The organism is Pseudomonas sp. IT-196MI5, from assembly GCF_949767415.1.
In the GTDB taxonomy this organism is placed as follows: domain Bacteria; phylum Pseudomonadota; class Gammaproteobacteria; order Pseudomonadales; family Pseudomonadaceae; genus Aquipseudomonas.
The window spans coordinates 157,896-184,401 of sequence record NZ_CATKPZ010000004.1; the positions used below are offsets into that span (position 1 = coordinate 157,896).

Annotated in this window: 23 protein-coding genes and 1 pseudogene; 11 read left to right on the forward strand and 13 right to left on the reverse strand. The window is 57.1% G+C overall.

Features of this window, described 5'->3' with window-relative positions; translation table 11 throughout:
• Positions 1-58: 58 nt before the first annotated feature.
• The 6 genes from ACM6IK_RS03205 to ACM6IK_RS03230 form a co-directional block, all read right to left on the reverse strand.
• Positions 59-856, reverse strand: a complete 798-nt coding sequence (locus ACM6IK_RS03205; RefSeq protein ID WP_414873123.1) for a transglutaminase family protein — start codon at positions 854-856, stop codon at positions 59-61.
• On the reverse strand, positions 853-1,803 hold the full coding sequence (locus ACM6IK_RS03210) for an alpha-E domain-containing protein (RefSeq protein WP_115948004.1): 951 nt from the start codon (positions 1,801-1,803) through the stop codon (positions 853-855). Before ACM6IK_RS03210 ends, ACM6IK_RS03205 begins: the two co-directional genes overlap by 4 nt.
• Positions 1,804-1,806: 3 nt before the next feature.
• Entirely contained in the window at positions 1,807-3,216 is a 1,410-nt protein-coding gene (locus ACM6IK_RS03215) for a circularly permuted type 2 ATP-grasp protein (RefSeq protein WP_414873124.1), read from the reverse strand.
• 712 nt (positions 3,217-3,928) lie between these two features.
• Positions 3,929-4,156, reverse strand: coding sequence for a hypothetical protein (locus ACM6IK_RS03220; protein WP_414873125.1), 228 nt, complete (start codon positions 4,154-4,156; stop codon positions 3,929-3,931).
• Positions 4,157-4,166: 10 nt separating this feature from the next.
• Positions 4,167-5,465, reverse strand: coding sequence for an MFS transporter (locus tag ACM6IK_RS03225; RefSeq protein WP_414873126.1), 1,299 nt, complete (start codon positions 5,463-5,465; stop codon positions 4,167-4,169).
• A 998-nt stretch (positions 5,466-6,463) separates the two neighbouring features.
• Complete coding sequence (locus ACM6IK_RS03230; RefSeq protein ID WP_414873127.1) at positions 6,464-7,369, reverse strand: LysR family transcriptional regulator; 906 nt, start codon at positions 7,367-7,369, stop codon at positions 6,464-6,466.
• Between the two features lie 110 nt (positions 7,370-7,479).
• On the opposite strand from ACM6IK_RS03230, the gene ACM6IK_RS03235 reads away from it, so the two are divergent.
• Together ACM6IK_RS03235 and ACM6IK_RS03240 are read left to right on the forward strand one after the other, a co-directional pair.
• Positions 7,480-8,718, forward strand: a complete 1,239-nt coding sequence (locus ACM6IK_RS03235; RefSeq protein ID WP_414873128.1) for an SGNH/GDSL hydrolase family protein — start codon at positions 7,480-7,482, stop codon at positions 8,716-8,718.
• Between the two features lie 328 nt (positions 8,719-9,046).
• Positions 9,047-9,655, forward strand: a complete 609-nt coding sequence (locus tag ACM6IK_RS03240; RefSeq protein WP_414873129.1) for a trimeric intracellular cation channel family protein — start codon at positions 9,047-9,049, stop codon at positions 9,653-9,655.
• A gap of 282 nt (positions 9,656-9,937) precedes the next feature.
• Here ACM6IK_RS03240 and ACM6IK_RS03245 read toward each other — a convergent pair whose 3' ends face one another.
• The 4 genes from ACM6IK_RS03245 to ACM6IK_RS03260 form a co-directional block, all read right to left on the reverse strand.
• Positions 9,938-10,153 (reverse strand): hypothetical protein, encoded by a 216-nt coding sequence (locus tag ACM6IK_RS03245; protein ID WP_218428201.1) that lies wholly within the window; start codon positions 10,151-10,153, stop codon positions 9,938-9,940.
• A 169-nt stretch (positions 10,154-10,322) separates the two neighbouring features.
• Positions 10,323-11,096, reverse strand: a complete 774-nt coding sequence (locus tag ACM6IK_RS03250; RefSeq protein WP_414873130.1) for a ParA family protein — start codon at positions 11,094-11,096, stop codon at positions 10,323-10,325.
• A gap of 156 nt (positions 11,097-11,252) precedes the next feature.
• The gene (locus ACM6IK_RS03255; RefSeq protein ID WP_414873131.1) at positions 11,253-12,185 is read right to left on the reverse strand and encodes a carbohydrate kinase family protein; all 933 of its coding nucleotides are present in this window, start codon (positions 12,183-12,185) and stop codon (positions 11,253-11,255) included.
• A 160-nt stretch (positions 12,186-12,345) separates the two neighbouring features.
• Entirely contained in the window at positions 12,346-13,911 is a 1,566-nt protein-coding gene (locus tag ACM6IK_RS03260) for a carbohydrate porin (protein ID WP_414873132.1), read from the reverse strand.
• Between the two features lie 167 nt (positions 13,912-14,078).
• Here ACM6IK_RS03260 and ACM6IK_RS03265 point away from each other — a divergent pair, with 167 nt between their 5' ends.
• From ACM6IK_RS03265 to ACM6IK_RS03290, 6 genes are all read left to right on the forward strand, one after another.
• Positions 14,079-15,353: an ABC transporter substrate-binding protein gene (locus ACM6IK_RS03265; RefSeq protein WP_414873133.1), complete on the forward strand. Its 1,275-nt coding sequence runs from the start codon at positions 14,079-14,081 to the stop codon at positions 15,351-15,353.
• A 21-nt stretch (positions 15,354-15,374) separates the two neighbouring features.
• On the forward strand, positions 15,375-16,337 hold the full coding sequence (locus ACM6IK_RS03270; RefSeq protein WP_414873134.1) for a carbohydrate ABC transporter permease: 963 nt from the start codon (positions 15,375-15,377) through the stop codon (positions 16,335-16,337).
• Positions 16,334-17,176 carry a carbohydrate ABC transporter permease gene (locus ACM6IK_RS03275; protein WP_414873135.1) on the forward strand — a complete coding sequence of 281 codons (843 nt, stop codon included), beginning with the start codon at positions 16,334-16,336 and terminating at the stop codon, positions 17,174-17,176. Before ACM6IK_RS03270 ends, ACM6IK_RS03275 begins: the two co-directional genes overlap by 4 nt.
• 27 nt (positions 17,177-17,203) lie before the next feature.
• Positions 17,204-18,349: an ABC transporter ATP-binding protein gene (locus tag ACM6IK_RS03280; RefSeq protein WP_414873136.1), complete on the forward strand. Its 1,146-nt coding sequence runs from the start codon at positions 17,204-17,206 to the stop codon at positions 18,347-18,349.
• Positions 18,346-19,848 (forward strand): glycoside hydrolase family 32 protein, encoded by a 1,503-nt coding sequence (locus ACM6IK_RS03285; protein ID WP_414873137.1) that lies wholly within the window; start codon positions 18,346-18,348, stop codon positions 19,846-19,848. The genes ACM6IK_RS03280 and ACM6IK_RS03285 overlap by 4 nt, the downstream gene beginning before the upstream one ends.
• A gap of 75 nt (positions 19,849-19,923) precedes the next feature.
• A complete protein-coding gene (locus ACM6IK_RS03290; RefSeq protein ID WP_414873138.1) occupies positions 19,924-20,916 on the forward strand; it encodes a LacI family DNA-binding transcriptional regulator in 993 nt (330 codons plus the stop codon).
• 11 nt (positions 20,917-20,927) lie between these two features.
• Here ACM6IK_RS03290 and ACM6IK_RS03295 read toward each other — a convergent pair.
• Positions 20,928-21,014 (reverse strand): annotated as a pseudogene (locus ACM6IK_RS03295) (LysE family translocator); the annotation flags it as partial.
• A 133-nt stretch (positions 21,015-21,147) separates the two neighbouring features.
• Positions 21,148-21,648 (reverse strand): Lrp/AsnC family transcriptional regulator, encoded by a 501-nt coding sequence (locus ACM6IK_RS03300; RefSeq protein WP_056724899.1) that lies wholly within the window; start codon positions 21,646-21,648, stop codon positions 21,148-21,150.
• A gap of 119 nt (positions 21,649-21,767) precedes the next feature.
• Here ACM6IK_RS03300 and ACM6IK_RS03305 point away from each other — a divergent pair, with 119 nt between their 5' ends.
• From ACM6IK_RS03305 to ACM6IK_RS03315, 3 genes are all read left to right on the forward strand, one after another.
• Positions 21,768-22,802, forward strand: a complete 1,035-nt coding sequence (locus tag ACM6IK_RS03305; protein WP_414873139.1) for a histone deacetylase family protein — start codon at positions 21,768-21,770, stop codon at positions 22,800-22,802.
• A gap of 49 nt (positions 22,803-22,851) precedes the next feature.
• Positions 22,852-23,907 (forward strand): ornithine cyclodeaminase, encoded by a 1,056-nt coding sequence (locus tag ACM6IK_RS03310; RefSeq protein ID WP_414873140.1) that lies wholly within the window; start codon positions 22,852-22,854, stop codon positions 23,905-23,907.
• Positions 23,908-24,081: 174 nt separating this feature from the next.
• A complete protein-coding gene (locus ACM6IK_RS03315; RefSeq protein WP_414873141.1) occupies positions 24,082-25,497 on the forward strand; it encodes an amino acid permease in 1,416 nt (471 codons plus the stop codon).
• Between the two features lie 94 nt (positions 25,498-25,591).
• Here the strand turns inward: ACM6IK_RS03315 and ACM6IK_RS03320 are convergent, their stop codons facing one another.
• Positions 25,592-26,206: a dTMP kinase gene (locus tag ACM6IK_RS03320; protein ID WP_414873142.1), complete on the reverse strand. Its 615-nt coding sequence runs from the start codon at positions 26,204-26,206 to the stop codon at positions 25,592-25,594.
• Positions 26,207-26,506: the final 300 nt, after the last annotated feature.

Consider the following 26,506-nt stretch of genomic DNA (forward strand, 5'->3'; position numbering starts at 1 on the left):
TGAGAGGCCATACCGTCTCCACGACGGTATGGCCAGTTTGCTGCGACTGATTCGGGGGTTATTGGTGTTGAACCTGAAACAGGGACGTTACCTGTACCCGAGCCAGCATCGACTCAGCCCCACCGCCACGACGCATACCGCGTACCGGACAAGCGTCCAGATAGTCCAGACCCACCGCCAGTTTCAAATGGCGTTCGGGCCGGGCCAACCGATTCGTCACGTCGAAGCTGTACCAGCCATCGTCGAACCACGCTTCGGCCCAGGCATGACTGGCCAAGTGATTTTCATCTTCGGTACACAGGTAGCCAGAGACATAACGTGCGGGAATTCCCAGGCTGCGGGCGCAGGCCAGGAAAGCATGGGTGTGGTCCTGGCACACCCCTCCTCCGCCCGCAAACGCCTCGGCTGCGGTGGTATCCACCGTGGTCGCGCCCGGGTTGTAGACCATGTGGTCGGCCAGGCCATTCATCAAGTCGATCAGCGCCGCCCGGTCACGCCGCGTGCCGCAGTGTTGCAAGGCAAAGGCGTTAAGGGCGTCATCGGCCTTGGTCAGATGGCTGGTGCGCAAGAACGGCAGCGGCGACTGAGTGTCGTGCTCCACGTCCATCGTCTGATCGATTTCAACCTGACCATAGGCAGTCAGTACCAGGGTGCCGTGGGGTTCGTCCATCGTCAACACATGCAAGACGTTGCCGTAAGGATCGAACTGGCTGCGCACCAGGCGCGGCAGCTCCAGGTGCCACTCCAGAATGTGCTGGCGCTCGGTGTTCTTGGGCGTCAAACGCAGGAACTGGATGCTGGCGCAGACTTCGTCGGCGTAGCTGTAAGTGGTGTCGTGGCGTATGGACAGTTTCATACGACCTCCAGATAGGATTCGTGAACGGTCTGACCGAGATGGCGAACCTGGGAGATGAAATCAGTCAGCCACAGGTGCAGACCGAAGCCGAGAATCTCGTCGATCCCGGTGTAACGCAGCCGCGCATTCAGTTCTGCGGCCAGGCGTTGGGCCGGACGACCGTTGTTGCCTGGCAGGCTGGCGAGGATCTGGTCCAGTTCCTCGATGCAGGCGTGCAGCGAGCGTGGCACATCGCCGCGCAACAGCAGCATTTCGGAAACCTGCTCGGCACCGGGCGCATTACGGTAGATCTCGTTGAACGCCTCGAACGACGACAGCGCCCGCAACAACGCGCTCCACTGGTAGTAGCCGCGAGCCGAGTTATCACTCACCTCCTCCGACTCTTCGCCGAACATTTCGTAGCGCGCATCCAGTAGACGCAGGGTGTTGTCGGCCCGTTCGAGGAAGGTACCCAGGCGAATGAAGCAGTAGGCATCGTTGCGCATGATCGTGCCTGAGGTCGCCCCGCGGAACAGGTGCGAGCGCTCCTTGACCCACTCGCAGAAATGGCTGATGCCGTATCGACCCAGACCATTGCTGGCGATATTGCGCATTTCCAGCCAGGTGGCGTTGATGTTCTCCCACATATCGGCAGTGATACGTCCGCGCACGGCGTGAGCATTGGACCGAGCCGCCTGCAGGCAGCAATAGATACTGTCGGGGTTGGTTTCATCCAGCGCGAAGAAGTGCAGCATGCGCTCGGTGTTGAGCTCGCCGTAGCGTTCGTTGTAGTCGTCCAGCGTGCCGGCGGCCAATAGCGACATCGCCAGCTCGGCGCGGCCATCGGTACGCCCGGCCTGGGGCATCAGCGACAGCGAGTAACTGACTTCGAGCATGCGCGCCAGGTTTTCGGCGCGCTCCAGGTAACGGGACATCCAGTAGAGGTCCGAAGCGGTTCTTGAAAGCATGTCTTAGTCCTCCACTACCCAAGTGTCTTTGGTGCCGCCGCCCTGAGACGAGTTCACCACCAGCGAGCCTTCGCGCAATGCCACGCGGGTCAGGCCACCGGGCACCAGACGGGTTTCACTGCCCGACAACACAAACGGGCGCAGGTCAATGTGGCGTGGAGCGATGCCGTTTTCGACAAAGGTTGGGCACGTCGACAGGCACAGGGTTGGTTGGGCTATGTAGGCTTCAGGGCGCGCCTTGAGACGCCGGCGGAAGTCCTCGATTTCCGCCGCCGTGGCGGCCGGGCCGACCAGCATCCCGTAGCCGCCGGAACCTTGGGTTTCCTTGACCACCAGTTCGGGCAGATGAGCCAGCACATGGGACAGCTCTTCGGGTTTGCGGCATTGCCAGGTCGGCACGTTCTTGAGGATCGGTTCCTCGCTGAGGTAGAAGCGGATCATGTCGTCGACATAGGGATAGATCGATTTGTCGTCGGCCACACCGGTGCCGACGGCGTTCGCCAGCACCACATTGCCCGAGCGGTAAGCGGCAATCAGGCCGGGCACACCGAGCATGGAGTCCGGGTTGAAGGACAGCGGATCGAGGAACGCATCGTCGAGACGGCGATAGATCACATCCACCTGTTTCGGGCCAGCGGTGGTGCGCATGTAGACATGATCGTCACGGACAAACAGATCGGCGCCTTCCACCAGCTCCACACCCATTTCACGGGCCAGGAACGCGTGTTCGAAGTAAGCACTGTTGAAGCGACCCGGGGTCAGCACCACGGCAGTGGGGTTGTCCAGGGGGCTGGAGCTCTTGAGGGTGTCCAGCAGCAGGTTGGGGTAGTGATCGATGGGCGCCACACGCTGGGCGGCGAAGAGTTCGGGGAACAAGCGCATCATCATCTTGCGGTCTTCGAGCATGTAGCTGACGCCGCTGGGGGTGCGCAGATTGTCTTCCAGCACGTAGTAACTGCCATCACCGTCGCGGACCAGATCGACCCCGGAGATATGGGCATAAATGCCGCGGTGCAGATTCAGGCCCTGCATGGCGACCTGATAACCCTCGTTGGCCAACACCTGTTCGGCCGGAATAATGCCCTCCTTGAGAATGCGTTGCCCGTGGTAGATGTCGGCCAGGAACAGGTTCAATGCCTGGACCCGTTGAATGCAGCCACGCTCGACCGTCTGCCATTCGCAGGCTGTGATGCTGCGTGGAATGATGTCGAACGGAATCAACCGCTCTGTGCCCTGCTCGTCCCCGTATAAGGTGAAGGTGATGCCGGCTCGGTGGAACAACAGGTCGGCTTCGCGACGACGTTGATCCAGCAACTCCAGAGGTGTGTCCGCCAACCAACGTGCGAACTCCTGGTAATGTGGGCGGCAACTACCACTCGCATCATACATTTCGTTAAAAAAAGCTCGGGACATACCCTACTCCTTGCCGCGATACAAACGGCATTTTCTTATAACTTCGCTATTTCAATACATTCAGGCCTTACGTTGTTTTAGTGAGTACTGTTTCTGTCGAGCACCTCAGTGTGCGTCGTTAACTTCCTGTCACATTCGGAAATACATTCCTGATGATTTCGGCAATCTCTTGACGCGTCCCGACGCCAGAGACTTGGCCTTCTCGGTTTGATTTCTGGCGCCCAATTTATAACGCTCCCCATTATTTTTTTCGTAGAAAATCACACTTTCGGTGATTTGAAAGTACTTTTGCAAAGGCTGTGCCCAAGTAGTGTTACAGGTGGCAAAAAGGCAAAAAACCCTTCAATAAAGATAGTCTGGCGACATTTTGTGTCACTTTTGAGCCGAAAATTATAAAGTTTACTGAAACGTTTTTTCCACTTGAAACTTGCACAACTCTGAAGCGTACGAAAACTGTGCAATTAGCAACTCAAGTGAGTTTTGTGCCCTATAAGCGGGAAATTTCTACTCACAGTTTTTATTGCCCTTGTAATACAAAGCCTCCCGCGCAGCACGATGATTAATGACGACGCACTACTAATGATCACAAAAATGCACCAAGAGCTGACGTCTGGAGCGAAAACGCCAAGTCATGATGCAAAAAAGGAATGCAAGAGAGACGGCCAACCCCTGAGGTATTGCCGTCCGTGTAGAGGAGTAGACTTACTGCGGATTATTCGAGGAATTTCCGGGTCAGGGTCACCGACGGCATAGTCGGGGTCATCATTACAGCCTTGGGACGACGCAACAGATACCTGCCGCCGACCAATAAAATCGCTACAACCGGTAACGCAGCCACGGTCAATGTTCCGTTTGGATAATCAAATGCCATCATTACCAATACGCCCACCAGGAACAGCAAAGTCAGCCACGAAGTTACCGGCGCTCCCGGCATCTTCAACGGAACTGTTTCATCGGGCCACCTCGCTGCCATCCGCCAAGGATGACGACGAAGAGCCGTCTTCCCTGTTCGCCTGCACGACTTCGTTATCCTTGGGGGCTAGCAGCACAATTGCCCCCACGATCACTTCGAAAATCCCGGCACCGACAATCACCAGGCCGGTTTCAAAGCGGGCATACAGCGCAGCACCGCAGGCACCGGCAATCAGAATCGACGCGCCCAGCGCCGCAAAACGCAGCCGTGCCAGCCCGGCGATTTCGCTTTGTCTGAACCGGGTTTGAATCAGCAGAATGAAGGAGATGTCGATCAGTGGCCCGCCGAGTGCCGCAAGACTTGCGCCGACCATCATCCCCGTCAGGACGTGTTCCGGTGGCAGGTACAGCACCGCCGTACCGATGATCGCGATGCCCAGGCCGTTAACCACGGAACCGAAGGTAAACCCGTGATACAAGCGACGGATCTGCAGATTGCCCACAACAAAAATGGAGATCAGGTTCCCTGCCCCGTAAGCCCCCATAATCAGGCCGTAGGCAGCAAAACCCTGTACGCCGAATCCCTGGATATCGTATTTGACGACTGCCAGCGCCATGCCGATCGATATACCCACACTCCAGGCAACATTGCCCAGTCCCGCACACACATACACCGCCTGCATCTGGCTGCGTCCCGCAAGACTTCTCCAACCGGCGGTAAATCCGGCACGCCGGCTTGTTGCCTTGACAGGTTGGCGCGGCAACGCCTTGCCCAACTTCATGACCGCCCACGCGGAGATCAGGAAGGTGATGCTGTTCAGGGTAAACAGATGTTCGATCGGAATCAGCAGCGTAATCGCCGCTGCCAGCATTGGCCCGATCACCCGGGCGACCCGGATGATCGCATCGAACAGCGCGTTGACCGATTGCAGCTGGTCCGGCGCCGCGGCAATCCGCGGAAGACTGGCGCGTAGCGCCGGCTCGAACAACGAGTTGACGATCATCATGAGCATGAGCGGCACCGCCAGCATCCACAGACTCATGATGCCGAGCCCCCAAGCAAGCACCGGAATCAAGGCAAGCCCGGCCCGCGCCAGGTCGGCGCCGATCATCGTGCGACGGTGGTCCCAGCGCTCAGCCCATATTCCTCCCAGCAAAGCACCTGCCAACGCGGCAGCACCGCGTAAAGCACTGAGCCAGCTTGCATCGGTTCCGGCGATCTGCACCGCCATCCAGGCGATGGCAATCGCGAAGAGTTCGTCACCGATCGAAGAGAGCGCCAACCCTCCCCACAGCAAGGCTACGGGCCGCTGAAGCAACGGCCTGAACAATTTCATATCATCAACTCCGCACAGTCACTCAACAGGTCTGAAAAAAGGTTCTTCACGGAATTCCGGGGAACACATATAACGAAATATCTGTAGGGGTTGCCGAAGGTTCGGGCCGCGTTCGGACGATCTTTTTGATCTTGATCTTCAGCCATCTCCAGATCGCAAAAGCAAGATCAAAAGATCGCAGCCTCCGGCAGCTCCTACAGGGGAACGCGTGCACCACCAAACAACGAGGTCGAGCGTTAGCTCGCCTCGAGGTGCTGTTGCGGTGCACGCCCCTTCGAGAGGCCGAGCGCAGGTTCTGCGCAGTGGGCAACCCGGCATGGATGCCGGGTTAGCCGCCGCCGGCCATGGATGGCCGATGGCGGCGGGCCCACGGAGCAGGACCGGAGCGAGGGCATGCCGAGCCTGGGCGAGGCACCGAACGTCAGGGGCAAGAGCCCTTGGTTAAGTGACCCGCCGTCAGGGCGGAACCCTAAGTGGCCGTTACCGCAGCAATGAATATGTACACCAGGAAGAAAATGCTCGGCCGTCAGTTGCCATCGCTGGCAAGCCAGCTCCTACAGGTATCGGTGTTCCCCGGGATTGCGTGAAGAACCTGAAAAAAGCCTGTCGTCTCGTTACTCGTTGGTTGGAAACGACTGGCCCGCCGAACGGGCAGTCCATTTCGGAACTCAGTACGAAGAGGCACTCTGATTGTTTATAGAGTGGCGCTCGGTGGCTGCGAGGGAAGTCTTGTCGACGGGCGTGCCTCTGGCACGCATGCCATAACGGCAGACCAGTCATTCCCTGACCCGGTTGTTGCTCCCTGAAGAGCCCTGATCCTACGAGTGAAAATTTATGAGTGTCAACGGGCTTTTTTCGACTTTTTTCAACGCAGGCGACGGCACATTCGAGATCCGCACGCTTAGGTAGACTCGCCGAGCTGGCGCTTTCCTTGACGCAAGAGGCCGTATGCCTCTCGCCCTGTGACCCAACCGGTTTGCGTCAATAGAGGTTTTTAGCTAGGGCATGAACCCAGGTAACTGCCCCACCCGCTCGGCCAGATATTGCATCAGTAATCGCGTACGCAGTGCGCGGTAGCGGCGCTCGGGATAAATCAGAAAAGCGTCGTTTGGCGGGCCATTCCACTCGGGCAGAACACGTACCAACTGCCCGCTTTCAAGCAGGTCGCTGACAAGCCAGGCCGGGGTGATGCAGAGCCCGGTGCCCAGCAGAAGACCGTCGCGAATGGCCAATGAGCTGTTGGTTCGATAGCGCCCCTGAATCGTGACGCTTACCTGCTCACCCAGAGGGCCATTGAGTTGCAGACGATCGCCTGCGGTCAACCACGCAAACCGCAGGAAATTGTGCTCGCTCAGGTCTGCCGGGCTTTTCAAGGGGGAATGCTGGCGCAGGTATTCAGGGGCTGCCACCAGATACCGCGGTGAGGTCGCTATGCGTCGGGCGACGGCGTTCGGTGGCAAACTGCCCCCCAGGCGCAGGGCCAGGTCGACATTTTCCTCAGTGAGGTCGACGAAACGATCATTGAGGATCAGCTCCACTTCAATGGCCGGATACTGCTCCATGAACGACAACAGCAACGCATTCAGACGCAACACTCCCAGACTGACTGGAACGTTGATGCGTAGAAAACCCTCGGGGCGCTCGGTCAGACCGCGCACCTCTGCAACAGCTTCGCTGTACTCCTCCAGCACGCCTTTGGCACGTTCGTAGAAACGCTTTCCCGGTTCGGTAGGTGTCAGCCCGGTCGTGCCCCGAATCAGCAGGCGGGCTCCCAATTGCTTTTCCAGAGCGGCGATCAGCTTGCTGACCGTGGGCTGGGTGCTGCCCGACTCACGGGCGACAGATGACAGACTTCCTAGCTCGACGGCGCGGACGAAACACTGCATCGCCTTAAGATTGTCCATGGGTATTCGATTCAGGAATGGGCTGTATGGGATTTCCCCTTCTATCACACTCATTTTGAATAGATCAATCTGGCCTTCCTGAACCATTTACTGATCAAGGAGAAACCTGGATGACTGCCCTTCCCTCGAGATTACCCTTGTCTCTCACATTGACTGCCCTGCTTGCCGCAAGCCCTGTCATGGCAACGGAAAACTGGGTCACCACCTGGATGGCCAGCCCTCAACCCACCAGGGGCAATGAGTTGCCGCTGCCCACGCGAATTCCTCAAGCACTGGCCGATAGCACGATCCACCAGACAGTGCGTATCAGCAGCGGCGGCAGCCGTATACGCGTGGTGGTCTCTAACGAATATGGCCGGCAACCGCTGGTCATCGGTGCCGCGCGTGTCGCCTTCATAGAGGGTATCGATCACATTCGCGCGGGCTCCGGGCACAGCCTGACGTTCAGCGATCAGGAGCAGGTCAGCATCGCCGCGGGCGAAACGCGGATCAGTGACCCGATAGACCTGGCAGTGCCAGCACTCAGTGAGCTTGCGATCTCTCTTTATCTGCCGCAGCACACGCCGTTGACGACCTTCCACTGGGATGGCAAACAAACGGCATTCATCACACCCGGAAAACAGGTCAACGCTCAGCGGCTGGAAGGCCGCGAGCACGTGGAGGCGCGGCTGTTTCTCAGTGACATTCTGGTGGATGCACCGCCCGACACCCGTGCACTCGTGGTGCTCGGCGACTCCATTACCGACGGCAATGGCTCGACCCTGGACAGCAATCGACGCTGGACGGACTTCCTCGCCCAGCGCTTGATTACGCAGAAACTCGCCATACTCAACGCCGGCATCTCCGGGGCTCGTCTGCTCGAGGATGGCATGGGGGTCAGCGCGCTGGCACGTTTCGAGCGTGATGTGCTGGGCAAACCCGGGGTAAAAACGGTGGTTCTGATGCTCGGCATCAATGACATCAGTTGGCCGGGCAGTTCCTTCGAACCAGACAGGCTCGTGCCGCCCAAGCAAAAACTGATTGCTGGCTATCGTCGACTGATCGATCAAGCGCGCCGGAACAACATTCGCATCATTGGAACAACGCTGATGCCCGTCGAAGGCGCCCTGGAGGGAACGATCGTGAAGAATTATCACAGCCCGGAAAAAGAACAATTGCGCCAGGCGATCAACCACTGGATACGAACCAGTCACGCCTTCGACGCAGTGATCGACTTCGATCTCCTGACCCGCGACCCTGAACACCCCACTCGCTTGTTGCCACTTATTGATTCGGGAGACCACCTGCACCCCGGCGATACTGGCAACAAGGCGATGGCGGAGAGTGCCGATCTGCAAATGCTTTTCTAACACCGTTATCCGGGACGCAGGATTTCTCAGGCAACCGGCCCACAAGGCGACCCTGTGCCTGAACACCACAGCACATTCATCCTGGATCTCGCCTATGGCAGAAAAGGCACGATGACGACTCTTATGCGAGCACTCCCCTCTCCTCCACCTCAATGCAGTCTCCGATGTGGGAAAGGCACAAACCCACTAGACTTCCGGTGGGTGAAGCACCCTCTACATTTACAACCCGCATTGCCAGGCCAACGACGATGCCTTGCAGATGGCGCGCGCCTGCATTCCCCACATCGCCATCGTTCACCTGATGGGTACCCTGAGAACGGAGTAATGGATGCTTTATTTTCAGCAAATGTTGGGCACCGCCGTGTTTGCCATTACCGGATTGTTGGCTATCCAAAAGGTAGGTGTCGATCTGTTCGGGGCCGTAGTGCTGGGCATCATCACTGCTATTGGTGGTGGCACCATCAGAGACCTACTGCTCGATCAACCGATTTTCTGGATTGCAGACTTCAACTACATCTGGGTCGCATTGGTTACCTCACTACTGGCATTTTTTCTCACCAATAGATTGCACAAACGCTATCAGCTATTGCTGTATCTCGATGGTTTTGCGGCCGCACTGTTCGGATTAGTCGCTACTGAGAAAGTGATGGCATTACAACTTGGTGCACCTTTGGCGGTGATGATGGGCGTGCTGACCAGTATTGGAGGCGGCATAGCGCGTGATGTGCTAGCCGGCAGGGCCTCGTTGTTGATGTCACGTGAGATCTACGCCACACCAATCCTGCTGGGGTGCACCTTGTATGTCTTGCTGCGCGATATATTCCCGTCAATCCGGATCGCTGGTTGGATCGCTTTGATATTCACCTCAGGATTCAGGTTTCTCGCTATCTACAAGGAGCTCCAAATGCCAGCGATTTTCTCCACCAGGCAGAGGTAAGCTTGACGCTGATATTCGTTAACTGCGACGAATGGAGCGTCTACGGTAACCGTCCGGCCAACACATCTTCCTGATCCCCGCAATTAAGGCTACGGGGTCTGCCTTTGTCGATGTCAGCTACGCGGATCGAGCTTCGGCTCTAGAAGCTCTGATGGCATCAATTGCGTCTTGAGTGAGCGCCATAACTGTCGTTGTACTGATTTCAATCCGACTGATAATGTCTGCTCGCGGGCCCTGTTTCTCGGCAGGATAGACGGACCAGCGTTAAGTGGTGGACGCAGGTCACGCGAGCTTGATGGCCCCGCCCTGGATATCGTCCCGCGCCATTCGCAAGTCATTGGCGTCTTGGTTGAGCCGATGAATCAAGTTCAGCAATCGTTGGCGCAACACCTCATCCTGGAGCTGCTCTGCTGCACGCATCACATCAAGCGACGCTGCCTCATTGTTGGTGGCAACGGCGTCGAGCAGTTTGCGCATGCTTCTTGATGGCCGATTCATCTACAACCCTCCCAGGTTTCGGTGGTGCGAATCATATGGCCGGAATGTTTCGTTAGTGTTGCAGCTGCACGAACTGGTTTTGAATCATCGGCTCTGGCTGGTTTGACACTGGCTGGAGTGACGCCCCTGAGGGGGGGATTACACTTGTAACAGCCCATCCGCGATGAAGCTAAGCGGCCCGCTCCAGGGCGTCCAGCAAGCCAACAAACTCCAGCGAAAGCTTATGTCGCGGGGCCAAATGGATGATGGGAACTGACATTTCGTGAGATTCGCGCATCTTGACGGAGCTGCTCAGATAGACCGGTAGCACTGGCAAGCCTTCGGCCAGCAACTCATTCACGAGAGATTGATGCAGGCCGGTATACCCGGTGAACTGGTTGACCACCACCCCTTCCACTTTCAGTGATTCATTGTGATCAAGACGTAGTTCTTCTACCTGTGCGATAACACGGTACATCGCCTGACGAGAAAAGCTGTCGCAATCGAATGGAATCAGCAATCGATCTGCAGCCACCAGCGCGCTGAATGTGTAGAAATTCAGCGACGGAGGCGTATCGATATAGATGCGCTCATAGTCCTCGGACAGCTCTACCAGCAACTTGCGCAGCTTGTTGATCTTGAACCTGCTCTCGAGTTTTGACTGGAGGTCCGACAGTTCAGAGCTAGCAGTCACCAGGTGAAGGTTGTCGTAAAGGGTCTCGGTGATGGCCACTCGATTCCTTCTGCCTTCAAAGCCACTGGACAACGTTTGTTTGAAAAAGTCGGCTATGCCTGCGGGAATGTGCTCGTTGGTCAGACCCGTGAGGTAGTGAGTCGAGTTTGCCTGGGGATCGAGATCTACCAGCAGCGTTCGGTAACCTTCGGCAGCACTCACGGCGGCAAGGTTGCAGGCAATGCTGGTTTTCCCAACGCCCCCTTTCTGATTGAATATGACACGACGCATAGGGCTTGCTCATCCATGAAAAAGGCCAAAGGCCGGCTGAAGTGTGTAAGAAGTCATGTCAATTCTATGACGACAACATTACAGTTTTGCGACAGCGATTGGCCAAAGCTGCGGACTAGAGCATTTGACTGCCAACACAAGGTGGTAGCGACAGATTTACACGGATGAGCAATCCCCTGGGTTTGCCAGTGTTAGCCGCTTCAGCAAACCTTCCACATCAGCCAGCGCTGGAGCATGGGCTCCTGCATGGCGGCAAGATATGGATGCGCAAGCCGCTGAAAATTGCAGGCGCTCTCTCAAGTCTGCGATCCCCAACAACTGCGCAGCCAGCCAACCAGCCATACAAGCGTCTCCTGCTCCAACCGTGTCTTCTACCTTCACGGCAATCGCCGGCTGATCGAGTTGGCTGTCCGGGGTGTGGAGAACCATCCCGTGTTCCCCTCGGGTAAAAAGGATCTGCGCCTGAGGATTAAGAGCGCGAAGCTCATCCATTGCCTGGTGTTCTGTCAGTCCTGGATAAATTTGCCGAAGGTCTTCGTCGGAAAGCTTAATCATGTCAGCAAGGGTGGTCATCGTAGGGAAGGTCTGCTCCCGATAATGGCTATCCATTAAATTGCGCCAGTTCGGATCATAGCTAATCCGTTTACCGGCTTCTTTGGCCTGCTGAGCAATTTTAACCAGCCTGTCTGCGAGTGGCTGTCGAGCCAAACTGATGCAGCTGAAATGACACAGCTCTGCATGGTTGATCCATCCTTCTGGCATCAGGTCCGGATCAAAAAACAGATCGGCATCTCCAGCAAAAAAGTACCTTGGAGGATGGCTCGATGGAACGACGGCGACCAAAGGATCTCGGTCTACCCGTTGGATAAACCTCATATCCAATGCTGCCGCTTGCGACTGCGAAACTATCTCGTCACCCAGTGAATCCATGCTCACCGACCCAGCAAAAGCACTGCTGACACCCAAGCGACTTAGCGCTCGTGCAACGTTCCAGGGGGCACCACCTGGGTAGCCCTTCCACTGTCCAGGAGTGCCTTGGACAAGATCGGTCAGGGCTTCGCCAAACACTACTGCGCGAGGCAATACCATCGTCATTTCCTCAATTTTTTGTCGTAGGGAACTGCTGGCTGATCAGCTTCAACCGGTAATCACTGACTCAATGCGCTTTGATGAAAGGCAGGGTTTGTTGACGTTAGAGGAGTTTTCATAGCCAACCTCAAAGCAGATGTTGGCCGAACGCGCTCAAATATTAAAACCAGGTTTCCATTTGTATACCGTATTGCCATACACCTCCGGCTTTGAAATCCGTCATGCCAAAGGAGTCTGTGGTACTGAATCCGTCCAGATCCGAAGACCAGTTCATGAAGCTTGCGAACACTCGCAATTCGGGACGTGTAAGAAGATCTCCAACCTCAGGTTTGAATGTCGGGGCGACAGTGAATTTCCAGAAGTTACCGTCGACCGCATTACGTTGTAGATAGTCCTTCGGGTCGAGGTTCATGGTTTGCCAGCTTATTTCGTAGGCCATCTCGAAATTGCTGTTGATTTTATTGGCCAAACGCACGTTCAGGGTCAGCCAGCGGTAGTCGTCACCCTTGACGTATCTATCCTTGCTCTGTTCGGCCAGCAAGCTGGGGCCGATACGCCAGTCAGGCGCAAGGGGTGTCTCGCCGTAAAGTGCCAGACGCAGAGCGCGGGCATCGTCGATGAGTTCGCCATCCGAACCGATGTTCTTGACCTCGGCTCCCAGACCTTGCCCATAGAGCAGCGCCGTTTTGAAGAAGCCTTCCCTGCCGAAAAAGTTTTTCTGGTGATTGGCCAGCATGCTGTGCAAGCCGGAATCCGCAGGCGTCAAACCCGCTGCATTGGTGCGGGTAGCGAAATCGTTTTTCTTTGCGCCGATGCCATTGAACATCCACTGCCACTGACCATCCTCGAAGAACTGGTTGGAGGTCAGGATGTAGCTTTCTACATCGGCACTAAGATCGCCTTGACTGAAATCCCCGTAGTTACGCCCGATCAAAGAGTAGTTCGAACGCCAATTCCTGTTCATCTGCATATCGTAGATTCCACCCCCGGTGCCGGCCAGATAGACAACGTCCGAGTCCAGCCAGTGGATATCGAAATTATCTCTATCGAATCGCTTGCCTGCCCACAGGGTGGCGTTCTCGAACACTGAATTGCCCTTGAACGCAGCGAGATGGTCAAGCGCTGTGAATACCTGGCGCACGTTCAGTTTGCTTTCGTCGGCCGTCCAGTCATTGGAACTTTCCACACCGTCGGCGATGGAGACCGTGAATTTGGAACGGGTGCCGTTTTGCGCATAGATTTCTTTCGACAGGTCTATACGCATGTAGGTGTCGTCTTCGTTACCGAGTCGCCCGACTGCACCACCGACTGAACCGGCAGGCGTTTCATAAGGGCCGCCACGGCCACCACCCAGCCGATCGTTGATCAGCAATCCGGAGCGGGCGTAGCCGTTGAAGCTGAACCCATCAGTGAGGTGTCCGGTACTGCCCTCTTTCTCCAGGCTTTGCTGACGGGCCTCGAGTTTTGCCACTCGGGTATCCAAAGCGGGCGCCGAAATGACTGCCGCAGTAGACGCGGCGGGCTGCAAGGGAGCCGTGGCGAGTTTGATCTGCTGCAATTCCCTGGCAAGTGCCTGGGTTTGCTGCTCGGCTGCGGCCGCACGCTTTTCCGCGGCGCTGGTACGGGCTTCAAACGCGGCCATGCGTTCTTCCAGAGTCGCGGCCTGAGAGGTTACCGCCGAGGTGCCGAGCACGCCTGCGAGTAGCCAGCTTGATGCTTTCTGCATGTGGATTTCCTGTTTTGTTTTTATTGTCTTGTTCCCGCGACCGGCCATTTTTCGCGAGTTGCGAATTGTCGCAATCGACGAAAAAAAAGATGCCTCATCGCAAATACGCTGCTACATTTGGCGATGTTAACGTTAACTTTTTTAAAAACAAAAATAAAGAGGGCTTTATGAAACTGCTCAAATCTCTCCTTCCAGCAGCACTGCTCACCCTCTGTGCCGGGCTTCCGTCCGTCTCGAGTGCAGCCGATTTGACGATCTCCTGCGGCGCGGTGGGTGCGGAATTACAACTCTGCAAGGAGGCTGTCGAGGCATGGTCGAAACAGACCGGCAACCACGTCGAGGTGGTTTCCACGCCTAACTCGGCGACCGAGAGGTTGTCCTTTTACCAACAGATCCTCAGTGCGCAGTCCACCGACATCGACATCATTCAAATCGACATGGTGTGGCCGGGGATGCTGGCCAAACATTTGATGGATCTGCGCGAGGTGCTTCCTGCCAATGCGACCCAGGGCTACTTCCAGGCACAAGTGGATAACGCCACAGTGAACGGACGGCTGGTGACGATGCCGTGGTTCACCGACTCGGGCCTGCTGTATTACCGCAAGGACTTGCTCGATAAGTACGACAAGCAGGTTCCCCAGACCTGGGAGGATATGACCGCTACGGCCAGGGATGTTCAGCAAGCCGAGCGCAACGCCGGGAACCCCAATGCCTGGGGTTACATCTTTCAGGGACGCGCCTACGAGGGCCTGACGTGTAATGCGCTGGAGTGGATCAGCAGCCAGCCGCAAGGCGGGCTGGTCAATCCGCAAGGCGACATCGTGGTCAACAACCAGGCCTCAAGAACGGCGTTGACCCTGGCGAAAAGCTGGATAGGAGACATCTCCCCGCGTGGCGTACTCAACTACACCGAGGAAGAAGGACGTGGCGTGTTCCAGTCGGGCAATGCGCTGTTCATGCGTAACTGGCCTTATGTCTGGGCCTTGGTGCAAAGCCAGGACAGTGCCGTAAAAGACAAGGTCGGGGTCGCTCCCCTGCCCCGTGGCGGCGAGACCGGTACCCATGCCTCCACCCTCGGTGGGTGGGGCCTGGCGGTGTCGCGTTACAGCGCCCATCCAAAACTTGCCGCAGAACTGGTGAGCTACCTGACCAGTGCCCAACAGCAAAAACATCGTGCTCTGGCTGCCGCCTATAACCCGGTGATCGAGTCGCTGTATCAGGATCCCGAACTGCTCGCGGCAATGCCTTATTACAGTCAGCTGCACAGCATTCTCAACGATGGGGTCATGCGCCCCGCCTCCATCACTGCCGATCGCTATCCACGGGTCTCCAATGCGTTCTTCGATCGAGTGCATGGTGTGCTGGCGGGCGAGTTGCCTGTGGATCAGGCGCTGGCCGAGCTGGAAAGCGAACTCACACGCATCAAACGCCGGAACTGGTAAGCCACAAGGAAGAAAATCACCATGTCTGTCTCTACGACCCATGTCCCCTGTGACGAGCTTCTGCTCACCAGGGAAACGCCCGTACAACGACGCCGGGTACGCGCCGCCTGGCTGTTTCTGACACCGATGCTGTTGTGTCTGGCCCTGGTGGCGGCCTGGCCGCTACTGCGCACATTCTGGTTCAGCCTGACCGACGCCAGTCTGTCGGACACCGCTGGCGGATCCTTCATCGGCTTGAGCAATTATCTGTTCCACAACGGCTCCAGCTGGTCGGGCATCCTGGTCGATCCGCAATGGTGGAACGCGGTGCGCAACACCTTGCATTTCACCGTGGTGTCGGTGGGGCTGGAAGTCGTCCTGGGACTGTTGGTGGCGTTGCTGCTCAACATCAAGTTCACCGGCCGTTCCCTGGTGCGGGCGATGATTCTGATTCCCTGGGCGATTCCAACCATTGTCTCGGCGAAGATCTGGTCATGGATGCTTAACGACCAGTTCGGCATCATCAATCACCTGATGCTGAGCCTCGGCCTGATTGACGCGCCCCTGGCCTGGACGGCCGATGCGGACCTGTCGATGTGGGCGGTGATCCTCGTCGACGTCTGGAAGACCGTGCCGTTTGTCACGCTGCTGATGCTGGCGGCCTTGCAGATGTTGCCGAGCGATTGCTACGAAGCCGCGAGGGTCGATGGCATTCATCCGCTGAAAGTGTTCTGGCGTGTCACCCTTCCCCTGCTGATGCCCGCACTGCTGGTGGCGGCGATCTTCCGCATCCTCGACTCGCTGCGGGTATTCGACGTGATCTATGTGCTGACCTCGAACTCGTCGAGCACCATGAGCATGTCGGTGTATGCCCGCCAGCACCTGGTGGAATTCCAGGACGTCGGTTACGGCAGCGCGGCCTCGACGCTGCTGTTTCTGGTGGTTGCGGTGATCGCCATGCTTTATCTCTACCTCGGACGCCGTCAACTGGAGGTCCGGTCATGAACCTGCGCCTACTGAAAAAAGCACTGTTGCGCCTCGGGTTCTGGTGCCTGATCGGGGTATTGCTGCTGTATGCGGTCTTCCCTTTCTACTACGCCATCGTGACTTCACTGAAGCCGTCCAGCGCCTTGTTCGAGGTGAGCTACTGGATCGACAACCCCGACTTCTCCAATTACGCGGCGGTACTCCATCAAGCTTCATTCCTGCGGGCGATCGGTAATTCGCTGGTGGTGGCGCTGTGTGTGGTGACGCTGGCGCTGTTCCTCAGCCTGACCGCCGCCTATGCCTTGGGCCGGGTGAAGTTCCGAGGGCGTGGCACGGTGTTGATGCTGGTGCTTGGTGTGTCGATGTTTCCCCAGGTCGCTGTGCTGTCGGGTCTGTTCGAAGTGATCCGCGCCCTGGGTCTGTACAACACGTCCTGGGCGTTGATCCTGAGTTACACGATTTTCACCCTGCCCTTCACCGTCTGGGTGCTGACCACGTTCATGGGGCAACTGCCTCATGAACTGGAAGAAGCGGCCATCATGGATGGCGCGTCCCCATGGGTCACGCTGACCCGCGTGCTGTTGCCGCTGCTCTGGCCTGCACTGGTCACCACTGGCTTGTTGGCCTTTATCGCCGCATGGAACGAGTTCCTGTTTGCCCTGACCTTCACCCTCACCGACACGCAACGCACAGTGCCGGTCGCCATCGCCTTGATTTCCGGCGGGAGTCCTCATGAGTTGCCTTGGGGGCTGTTGATGGCCGCATCGGTGGTGGTCACCGTCCCACTGGTGATTCTGGTGCTGATCTTCCAGCGCCGAATCGTTTCCGGTCTTACTGCCGGCGCGTTAAAGGGTTGATGCCCGACAACTATAAGGAACAGCATCGTGATCAAATTGAAACTGGACAACGTGAACAAACAATTGGGTGGCGCGCGGATTCTGCGCGACGTCAGCCTGGAGATCGCTGCGGGTGAATTCGTGGTGTTCGTCGGCCCTTCGGGCTGCGGCAAGTCGACTCTGCTGCGACTGATCGCCGGACTGGATTCGATCTGCGGCGGCGACCTGCTGATCGACGGGCGTCGGGTCAACGACCTGGAGCCCCGCGAGCGTGGCGTCGGCATGGTGTTTCAGTCCTATGCGCTGTACCCGCACATGAGCGTCTACGACAACATCAGCTTTGGTCTCAAACTGGCCAGGACTGAAAAGACCAGCCTGCGCGAGCGCGTGCTGAAAACGGCGCAAATCCTGCAGTTGGACAAACTGCTGCAACGCAAGCCAAAGGAACTGTCGGGAGGGCAGCGTCAGCGTGTGGCCATGGGCAGAGCCATGGCGCGTGAGCCGGACATTTTGTTGTTCGATGAGCCGCTCTCCAATCTGGATGCATCCTTGCGGGTGCAGATGCGCAACGAAATCGCCCGGCTGCATGCCCGACTGGGCTCGACCATGATCTACGTCACTCACGATCAGGTGGAAGCGATGACCCTGGCCGACAAAATTGTCGTGCTCAATGGCGGTCGCGTAGAACAGGTCGGCTCACCGCGCGAACTCTATGAACGCCCGGCGAGCCGCTTTGTCGCCGGCTTCCTCGGTTCGCCCAGAATGAACTTTCTGGCGGCACGCCTGCATGTACCGGGTGAAACCAGCCTGGTCGATACTCCCGTCCTGGGTATGACCACCCTGCCCTTCGACAGCTCGAACCTGACAGCGGACGCCCCACTGAGCCTGGGGATTCGCCCGGAACACGTGTCGCTCAAAGCGGCGCAGGGAACCGCCGGTGTCGTCGTGACCGCGGTCGAATACCTGGGCAGCGAAACCTATGTGCACCTCGAGACAGGTCAGGACGAGCCACTGATCTGTCGTTGTGAGGTCAACGCCGGATGGCAGGCGGGCGATCGGGTCGAGCTGCAACTGGACGTCGACAACCTGCACCTGTTCGACGCCGACGGCACGGCCTTGAAGCGCCACCCACACGCCATTGAAACCCTGCCGGATGGCGTCCCTCTACGCTCGGCACGAGCAGGCGCCCTATGACTGTGTCTTTGAATTCCATGAGTGTTCCAATGTCCGCAGCCCTTGAAATTGCGCAGCATGCGCTGAGTGATGGCCTGTCTCGCGTCATCCACGATTATCGACCCGATTATCATCTTGCCCCCCCGGTGGGCTGGATGAACGACCCCAACGGGGTGGTGTACTTTCGTGGCGAATACCACGTGTTCTATCAACACCACCCTTTCGAAGCGAAATGGGGCCCGATGTATTGGGGGCATGCCAAGAGTGCCGATCTGGTCCATTGGCAACATCTACCCATTGCGCTCGCGCCCGGCGACGACTTCGACCGCCACGGTTGTTTTTCCGGTAGCGCGGTGGTGTGTGGCGATACCTTGGCACTGATCTACACCGGGCACACCTGGCTGGGGGAAGTGGGTGACGAACGCTCGATCCGCCAGGTCCAGTGCCTGGCCACCAGTACTGACGGCATTCGGTTCGTCAAACATGGCGCCGTCATCGAGAACGCGCCGCAAGACACGATCATGCACTTTCGTGACCCCAAGGTGTGGCAGGAGGATGACTATTGGTACCTGATTGCCGGCGCGCGTCTGGGTGATAAACCGCTACTGCCGCTATACCGTTCCACCGATCTGCACGCCTGGGAGTTCCTCGATTATGTGTCCAGCGGCAGCGAGGGCGATGGCTATATGTGGGAGTGCCCGGATCTGTTCCGACTGAACGGGCGCGATGTACTGCTGTACTCCCCCCAGGGCATGCAACCGGAGGGTTACGAACGGCTCAACAAGTACCAGACCGGCTATCGAGTGGGCCGACTCGACAGCGAATGGCACTTCACCGGCGGGCCCTTTATCGAGCTGGATAACGGCCACGATTTCTATGCCGCGCAAACGCTACTGGCCGCCGACGGCCGGCGCCTTGTGTGGGCGTGGCTCGACATGTGGGAAAGCCCGATGCCGAGCCAGGCCCATCACTGGTGCGGCATGCTCGGTTTACCGCGCGAACTTGAACTGCATGCAGATCGCCTTTACGTGTATCCGGCACGGGAGCTCACCGCTCTGCGCAAGGCGCCATTGCCGGGCACGTCCTGGTGGGATGGTTCGGGAGCCCGATGGGTGCGGGAAGTGAATGGCGACCGGCTCGAGATCCATGTGCATCTGGATTTGCTCGGCTGCACCGACGGCCACCTGGGAATCGCCTTGCGTTGCAGCGACGATGGCCAGGAAGAAACCCGGCTCTATTACGATGCATCACTGCAGCGTCTGGTGCTTGACCGCAGCCGCTCGGGTGCACAAGTCACCGGTCAGCGCAGCGTGGCGATAGACCCGACACAAGAGCGACTGGAACTGCGTGTGTTTCTCGATCGCTCGTCCATCGAGGTGTTCGACGCAAACGGGCGCTTCAGCCTCAGCAGTCGCTTCTATCCGGGGCCCGACAGTCTGGGCGTGAAGCTGTTTGCCAGCGGAAGTGGCGGGCGTGTCTCGATTCCCAAGGCATGGCCTCTGGGCTCTGGATGGCTGTGAGCAGCGTCATTCGAGTCGCGAGAAGCCCGGGCCCTGTGTCATGATTCTGCGTCAACCTGACCGGTCTCATCTCGCATGACTTCAGTGAAAGATGTTGCACAGCTGGCCGGCGTGTCCCTGATGACGGTTTCTCGAGCGCTCAATAATCCGGAAAAACTGAGCCCCGAAACCCTTCAGCGGGTACGTCGCGCCATTGATGAACTGCAATTCGTACCGAGCCTGTCGGCGCGCAAGATGCGCGGCGACAACCTCCAGTCGCGCACCATCGGAGTGTTCGCGCTGGACACCGCGACCACACCGTTCGCGGTCGAACTGTTGCTGTCCATCGAACAGACCGCACAGCAGGCCGGCTGGAATGTCTTCATCCTCAACCTGTTGAGCAACCCGCCCACCGACCAGAACATCGACCTGATGTTGTCGCACCGTCCCGACGGGTTGATCTTCAGCGCCATGGGATTTCGCCAGGTGAGCATTCCCGAGCGTTTGAAGAGCAAACCCCTGGTACTCGCCAATTGCCTGGCCGATGACAGTCACCTGGTCAGTTATGTGCCGGACGACGAATCGGGGCAGTATCGCGCCGTACATCACGCGTTGAGCCAAGGCTATCGGCGCCCTCTTTGTATCAATCTGCCCAAACAGAGCCTGGCCTGGGACCTGCGACAAAAAGGCCTGCAGCGTGCCTGTCAGGCATTCGGCCTGGCGCCTGACGCACTGCTGCAATACGACCTTTCCGATCATGATGCCTATGGTGAAACCGCAGCCATCCTCGACCGGCACATCATCGAAGGTCGTCCCCAGTTCGATGTTCTGATCTGTGGCAACGACCGCATTGCCTTTTGTGCCTATCAGCTGTTGTTGGGCCGTGGCCTGAAAATTCCCGACGATGTCGCCGTGCTCGGCTACGACAACATGATCGGTATTGCCGAGCTGTTCATCCCGCCGCTGACCACGGTGCAACTGCCGTACTACGAGATCGGTCGCAAGGCTGCCCGGCACCTGATCGAGACCCTCGACGTATCGGGAACCCAGCCAGTTGATTGTCCATTGGTGGTCAGGGCATCGCTTTGAGATTCAGTTAATTCGGTTGACGCTCGCGCGAGCATCGGGCTCTTTTTGAACAACTGCCTTACACCCAGGTAGAACAGATAGCCGGCACCGATCACCTTGCATTAAAGCATTGAGCTTGCCCGTGAGAATACGGACAAGCCTCAGTCACTGAGTGAGCAACAGTGTGTCGGTTGACTACAACGGAGCTACGTCAAAGGCAGGGTTTCAAAAGGTGATCTAACCCCTGCCCATTCACTCCTTGCTCGATTTGGGTATCGCTATACGGCTACTGGTCTTGACCTCGCGTAAAGCCAGACTGGACTGGATGGACGCAATACCCACCTGACGCCTGAGCACCTGCTCGATAAAGTCACTGTAGCTATCAAGATCCTCTGCCAACACTTGCAGCACGTAATCGGCATCGCCGGTGATCTTGTGACAGGACAACACTTCGGGCAATTGCGCAATCACCGCCTCGAAGGCGTCCGGAGCATGATCGGCGTGGGTGGAAAAACGGATGTGCACGAACGCCATGATATCCAACCCCAGCATTCGTCGATCAAGGTTCGCCTGATAGCCCTTGATCACGCCCGCCTCCTCCATTCTCTTACGCCGCCTCCAGCAAGGTGTCAGGCTTAACGACAAGCGCTCACTGAGCTCAGCATTGGAAATACTCGCATCTTCTTGCAGCAATGCGAGGATTGCCAAGTCGGTATCGTCGAGACTGATGCGTTTGGATAGTTTTTTCTGCATTACGCCATTCCAGAGTAAAAACGCCCGATTAATCTAGCAAACCACGAAAACAAAGCAAAGAAAGCGCCTCCCGGCTGGAACAGAATATTTGCACTGGCTCACATTAACGGATGCGCAGAATGTTTACAGTTTTCAGTGATTCCCACCGCTTGCACCACGGCACCGAATTGAAAGACGGCGTGCTCAAGCCGTCGTTCGAACAGCCCAGTCGGGCCGATACCGTCCATAACCGTGTCAAGCAGGTAGGCCTTGGCCAGATCGTCGAACCGCGAGCATTTGACCGGTCGTGTTACATCAATGCGCACAGCGAGCGCTACGTCAGCTTTCTAGAAGGCGCCTGGTCAGAATGGTGCGCGACCGGACGTACGCACGATGCCCTACCGCTGGTATGGCCAGTGCGTGACCTGTCCAACGAGCAAGTCCCGACGTTCATCGACGGCAAGCTCGGTTTCTACGCCATGGACGCCGGCTCCCCGATTACCGCCACCACTTGGCAAGCGGTGAAAACCAGTGCAGACATCGCCCTCACCGGCCTGGCGCTGATCGATGAAGGCCATGACAGTGCTTTTGCCCTGTGCCGACCGCCCGGCCATCACGCAGCGCGTGAATACATGGGCGGTTACTGCTATCTGAACAACGCCGCCATTGCTGCACAGCAGGCCGTTACCCAAGGTGCCAAACGTGTCGCGGTACTGGACGTCGACTTTCATCACGGAAATGGCACCCAGAACATTTTCTACGAGCGTAGTGACGTCATGTTTGTCTCGCTGCACGGCGAACCGGCGGTGTCCTATCCGTACTACTCAGGCTTCAGCCACGAAGTCGGCACAGGCCAGGGCGAAGGTTACAACCTGAACTATCCGCTGCCGAAGAACACCACCTGGGAAAGTTATCGCAACGCCTTGCTCCACGCCTGCAAGAAACTCCAGCAGTTCGCCCCTGAAGTGTTGGTTATTTCACTGGGCGTCGACACGTTCAAGGACGACCCCATCAGTCACTTCCTGCTGGAAAGCGAAGACTTCATCGGCATCGGCGAGCTGATCGCGGGGGTGGGCTGCCCCACCCTGTTCGTCATGGAAGGCGGCTACATGGTCGATGAAATCGGCATCAATGCGGTGAACGTGCTGCATGGCTACGAGAGCAAACGCGCCTGAGTCCCCCCTGACCTGCAGCGTTTCAACTATTGAATCGGAGAATAAAAACATGACTCTTTTTATAGACGTCGATCATGCTGCACGCCTGTTCGCCACAGTGGGAATCCGCCGGGCAATCCGCGAAATGGCGGCTTACATTGAAGCTGACTACTCACGCTGGGCGCAGTTTGATAAGTCGCCCCGTACCGCCAATCATTCGGCCGACGGTGTGATCGAGTTGATGCCCACCGACGATGGCCAACAGTACTCGTTCAAATACGTGAATGGTCACCCGGGCAACGGTCAAAGCAATTTGTTGACGGTCATGGCCTTCGGTGTCCTGGCCGATGTCCACAGTGGCTATCCCACCTTACTCAGTGAACTGACGCTGACCACAGCCGTGCGCACGGCGGCGACTTCCGCCCTGGTCGCGCAGTCCCTGGCGCGCCCAGGTGCAAGCACCATGGCAATCATCGGCAACGGTGCCCAGAGCGAATTTCAGGCCCTCGCCTTCCACGAAATGCTGTCCATCAATGAAATCCGCATTTTCGATATCGATCGCGACGCTTCACTCAAGTTGAAGCACAACCTGTCAGCATTCCCGGATATTGAGGTGATTCTGGCCAACTCGGTACAGGAAGCGGTCAAGGGCGCACACATCATCACCACGGTCACCGCAGACAAAGCCTATGCAACGATTCTGACGCCCGAGATGATTGAGCCCGGCATGCATATCAACGCCGTAGGCGGTGACTGCCCAGGCAAAACCGAACTGCACGCCGACATCCTGCGAAACGCCCGGGTCATCGTTGAATTCGAACCGCAAACCCGGATTGAAGGCGACATTCAACAGCTGGACGCCGACTCTCCCGTCGTCGAATTCTTCCGGATTGTTCAGGGCGAAGTCCCGGGCCGCGAGAGCGACGCACAGGTCACCGTGTTCGATTCGGTGGGTTTTGCCCTCGAAGACTTTTCGTCACTGCGCTACGTGCACGACCTGGCGCGGGAGCATGCCATCGGTGAGCGCATCCATCTGGTGCCGACGCCTGACAACATAAAAAACCTCTACCAGCTGCTTGATCAACCGTCAGCAATCGTCCCCTCGCGCCTGCGCACAGTGAGTTGAGAGCCATTGGTGATGCCCCTGAGCAAAGTGCCAAGGGGCTAATCACTGAGTGAGTGGAGAACCAACCCTGCCGCCAGCAAATCACTACCGTCAGTAGCCGTTACATCTCCAACAAGAACGCTAGACACCCACTTTCTGCCAAAACTCAAAAACATAAAATCAAGAGGTTTTGTAATGAAATCGACTCCGTCCGAGCGGGTTGAACAGCCCGCGCTGCAGCGCACGCTCAGCAATCGTCACATACAGTTAATGGCCATGGGAGGCGCCATCGGTACCGGTCTTTTTATGGGTTCCGGGAAGATCATCGCCCTCTCCGGCACGTCGATCATCCTCATCTATATGATCATCGGTCTGTTCGTCTACTTCGTCATGCGCGCCATGGGCGAACTGTTGCTCTCCAACTTGAATTTCAAAACCTTCGCGGATTTTGCCGGTGCCTACCTTGGCCCACGCGCAGCATTCTTTCTCGGCTGGTCATACTGGCTAAGCTGGAGCGTTGCAGTGATAGGTGATGCAGTCGTGGTGGGTGGATTTTTTCAGTATTGGTTCCCCGATGTACCCGCCTGGATACCGGCGATCGGCATGCTGATGACACTGTTCGCCTTGAACGTGCTGACTGTCAGGCTCTTTGGTGAAGTGGAGTTCTGGTTCGCGATCATCAAGATCATTGCCGTCGTCACCCTGATTGGCGTCAGCATGGTGATGATTGCCAGCTCCTTTGTCTCACCCAGTGGCGTCACCGCATCCCTGAACCACTTGCTGGATAAACAGGCCGCCTTCCCCAACGGCTTGTTCGGTTTCTTTGCCGGGTTCCAGATGGCGATTTTCTCATTTGCGGGCACCGAGCTGATCGGTACTGCTGCCGCAGAAACTCGCTCCCCAGAGAAGACCCTGCCTAAAGCCATCAACTCGATTCCGCTGAGAATCATCCTGTTTTATGTGCTGGCACTGGCCTGCATTATTGCAGTGACTTCCTGGCAACAGGTCTCGCCCAACAAGAGCCCCTTCGTCGAACTGTTTCTGGTTGCAGGGTTTCCCGCAGCAGCCGGCATCGTCAACTTCGTGGTACTGACATCCGCCGCCTCATCGGCCAACAGTGGCGTATTTTCATCCAGTCGCATGCTGTTTGGATTGGCCAATCAGGACAACGCTCCGGGGGTTTTCCGACGTCTGTCGAGCAATAGCGTGCCTCTGCTGAGCCTGGCGTTCACCACACTGTTGATGCTGGTAGGCGTGTTGTTGCTGTTCATCGTTCCAGAAGTCATGACCGCGTTCACCATCGTCTCTACCGTGTCGGCAATCCTGGTGATTTTCACCTGGTCGACCATCCTCGCGTCGTACATTGCCTATCGCAAAAAGCGACCTGATTTGCATGCGATATCGGCCTACAAGATGCCGGGCGGCGTGCCGATGGCCTGGTTTTCCTTGGGGTTTCTGGGTTTCGTTCTCTGTCTGCTGGCATTGAGACCTGACACCCGTATTGCCTTGATGGTCATGCCAGGGTGGTTCATATGGCTGGCGATTGCCTATCAGTTGACCCATACCAGGAAACTCAAACCCGCTGCTGGCTCGGCAAGTCATTACAGCTGATGTTCACCTATTGATGGTATTAATTGGCTGAAAGGCTTTTATCCAGCACAAAACAAACGCCCCGAACATGTCGGGGCGTTTGTTTGCGCCTTCGCTAGCATCGAAGAACTCTATAGATCTCAGAAATCACCTGCATCGTTGCGTCTTCGATCGTTCCTTCATTACGGCATAAAACCCAGCCGTGATCTGCAATCGCTCGCTCGAACGCCTTGGTACAAGCGACATGTTCTTCCAGCTTATGGATCACGGTACTGCTCAGTCCACGCCGTCGTGCCGCTGCCCTCGCCCATGAAATATCAGGGGCGGTGACAACCCCGACATGCAGGTCTGGCACTCGCACGTTTCGATCGATGTTCAACTGTAGAATCTCTGCAAACGGGACTATCCGGCGAAACGCGGCATCAGACGGGTACCAGCGATCGATCAAGATAATGCTGCCTGGTGGCTGTTTAGCCAGCACGTGCCGGGAAATCCAGGTACGGCTATCAGCAAAGCGCTCACAAACCCCCAACTCCAATTCCCGGGTGGGATTTCTGACGAGTTGGTTGACGAGGGTCATTGTTTCACCCCTATAGGGGTCGCTTTTTTTCTCGCAAAGTCGGATCACTTTTTTGTTGTCTGCCCTCAGTACTTTCGTAACGGCCTCCAACAGTGTGGTTTTGCCGGTTCCCTTGGGCCCATCTAGAGAAACAAACAGCGGACGATTCATTCTTCAAACAACGATTGATATACGTTTTTTTGCCCGGATCGTTCGCTGGAACCGCTTGGCGCGACTACGCGATTCGAGTGGAGGGTCCCTTATGAACAGACATTGATGAACACTCTAACCTGTTTTCTGGCTAGCGGGTCTTAAAATCCCGGGTTACAGCCACTTATGAACATCGGTCATCGCCCACTTGTTAAATCATGTATTGAGGCAGACCCCCACTGCGGGTTCTGACCCCTACAGAGCGTTATTTGCCAGGTATTGATCGACAGTTTTGGGTCGATTTCGGCCAGTCGTAACAGG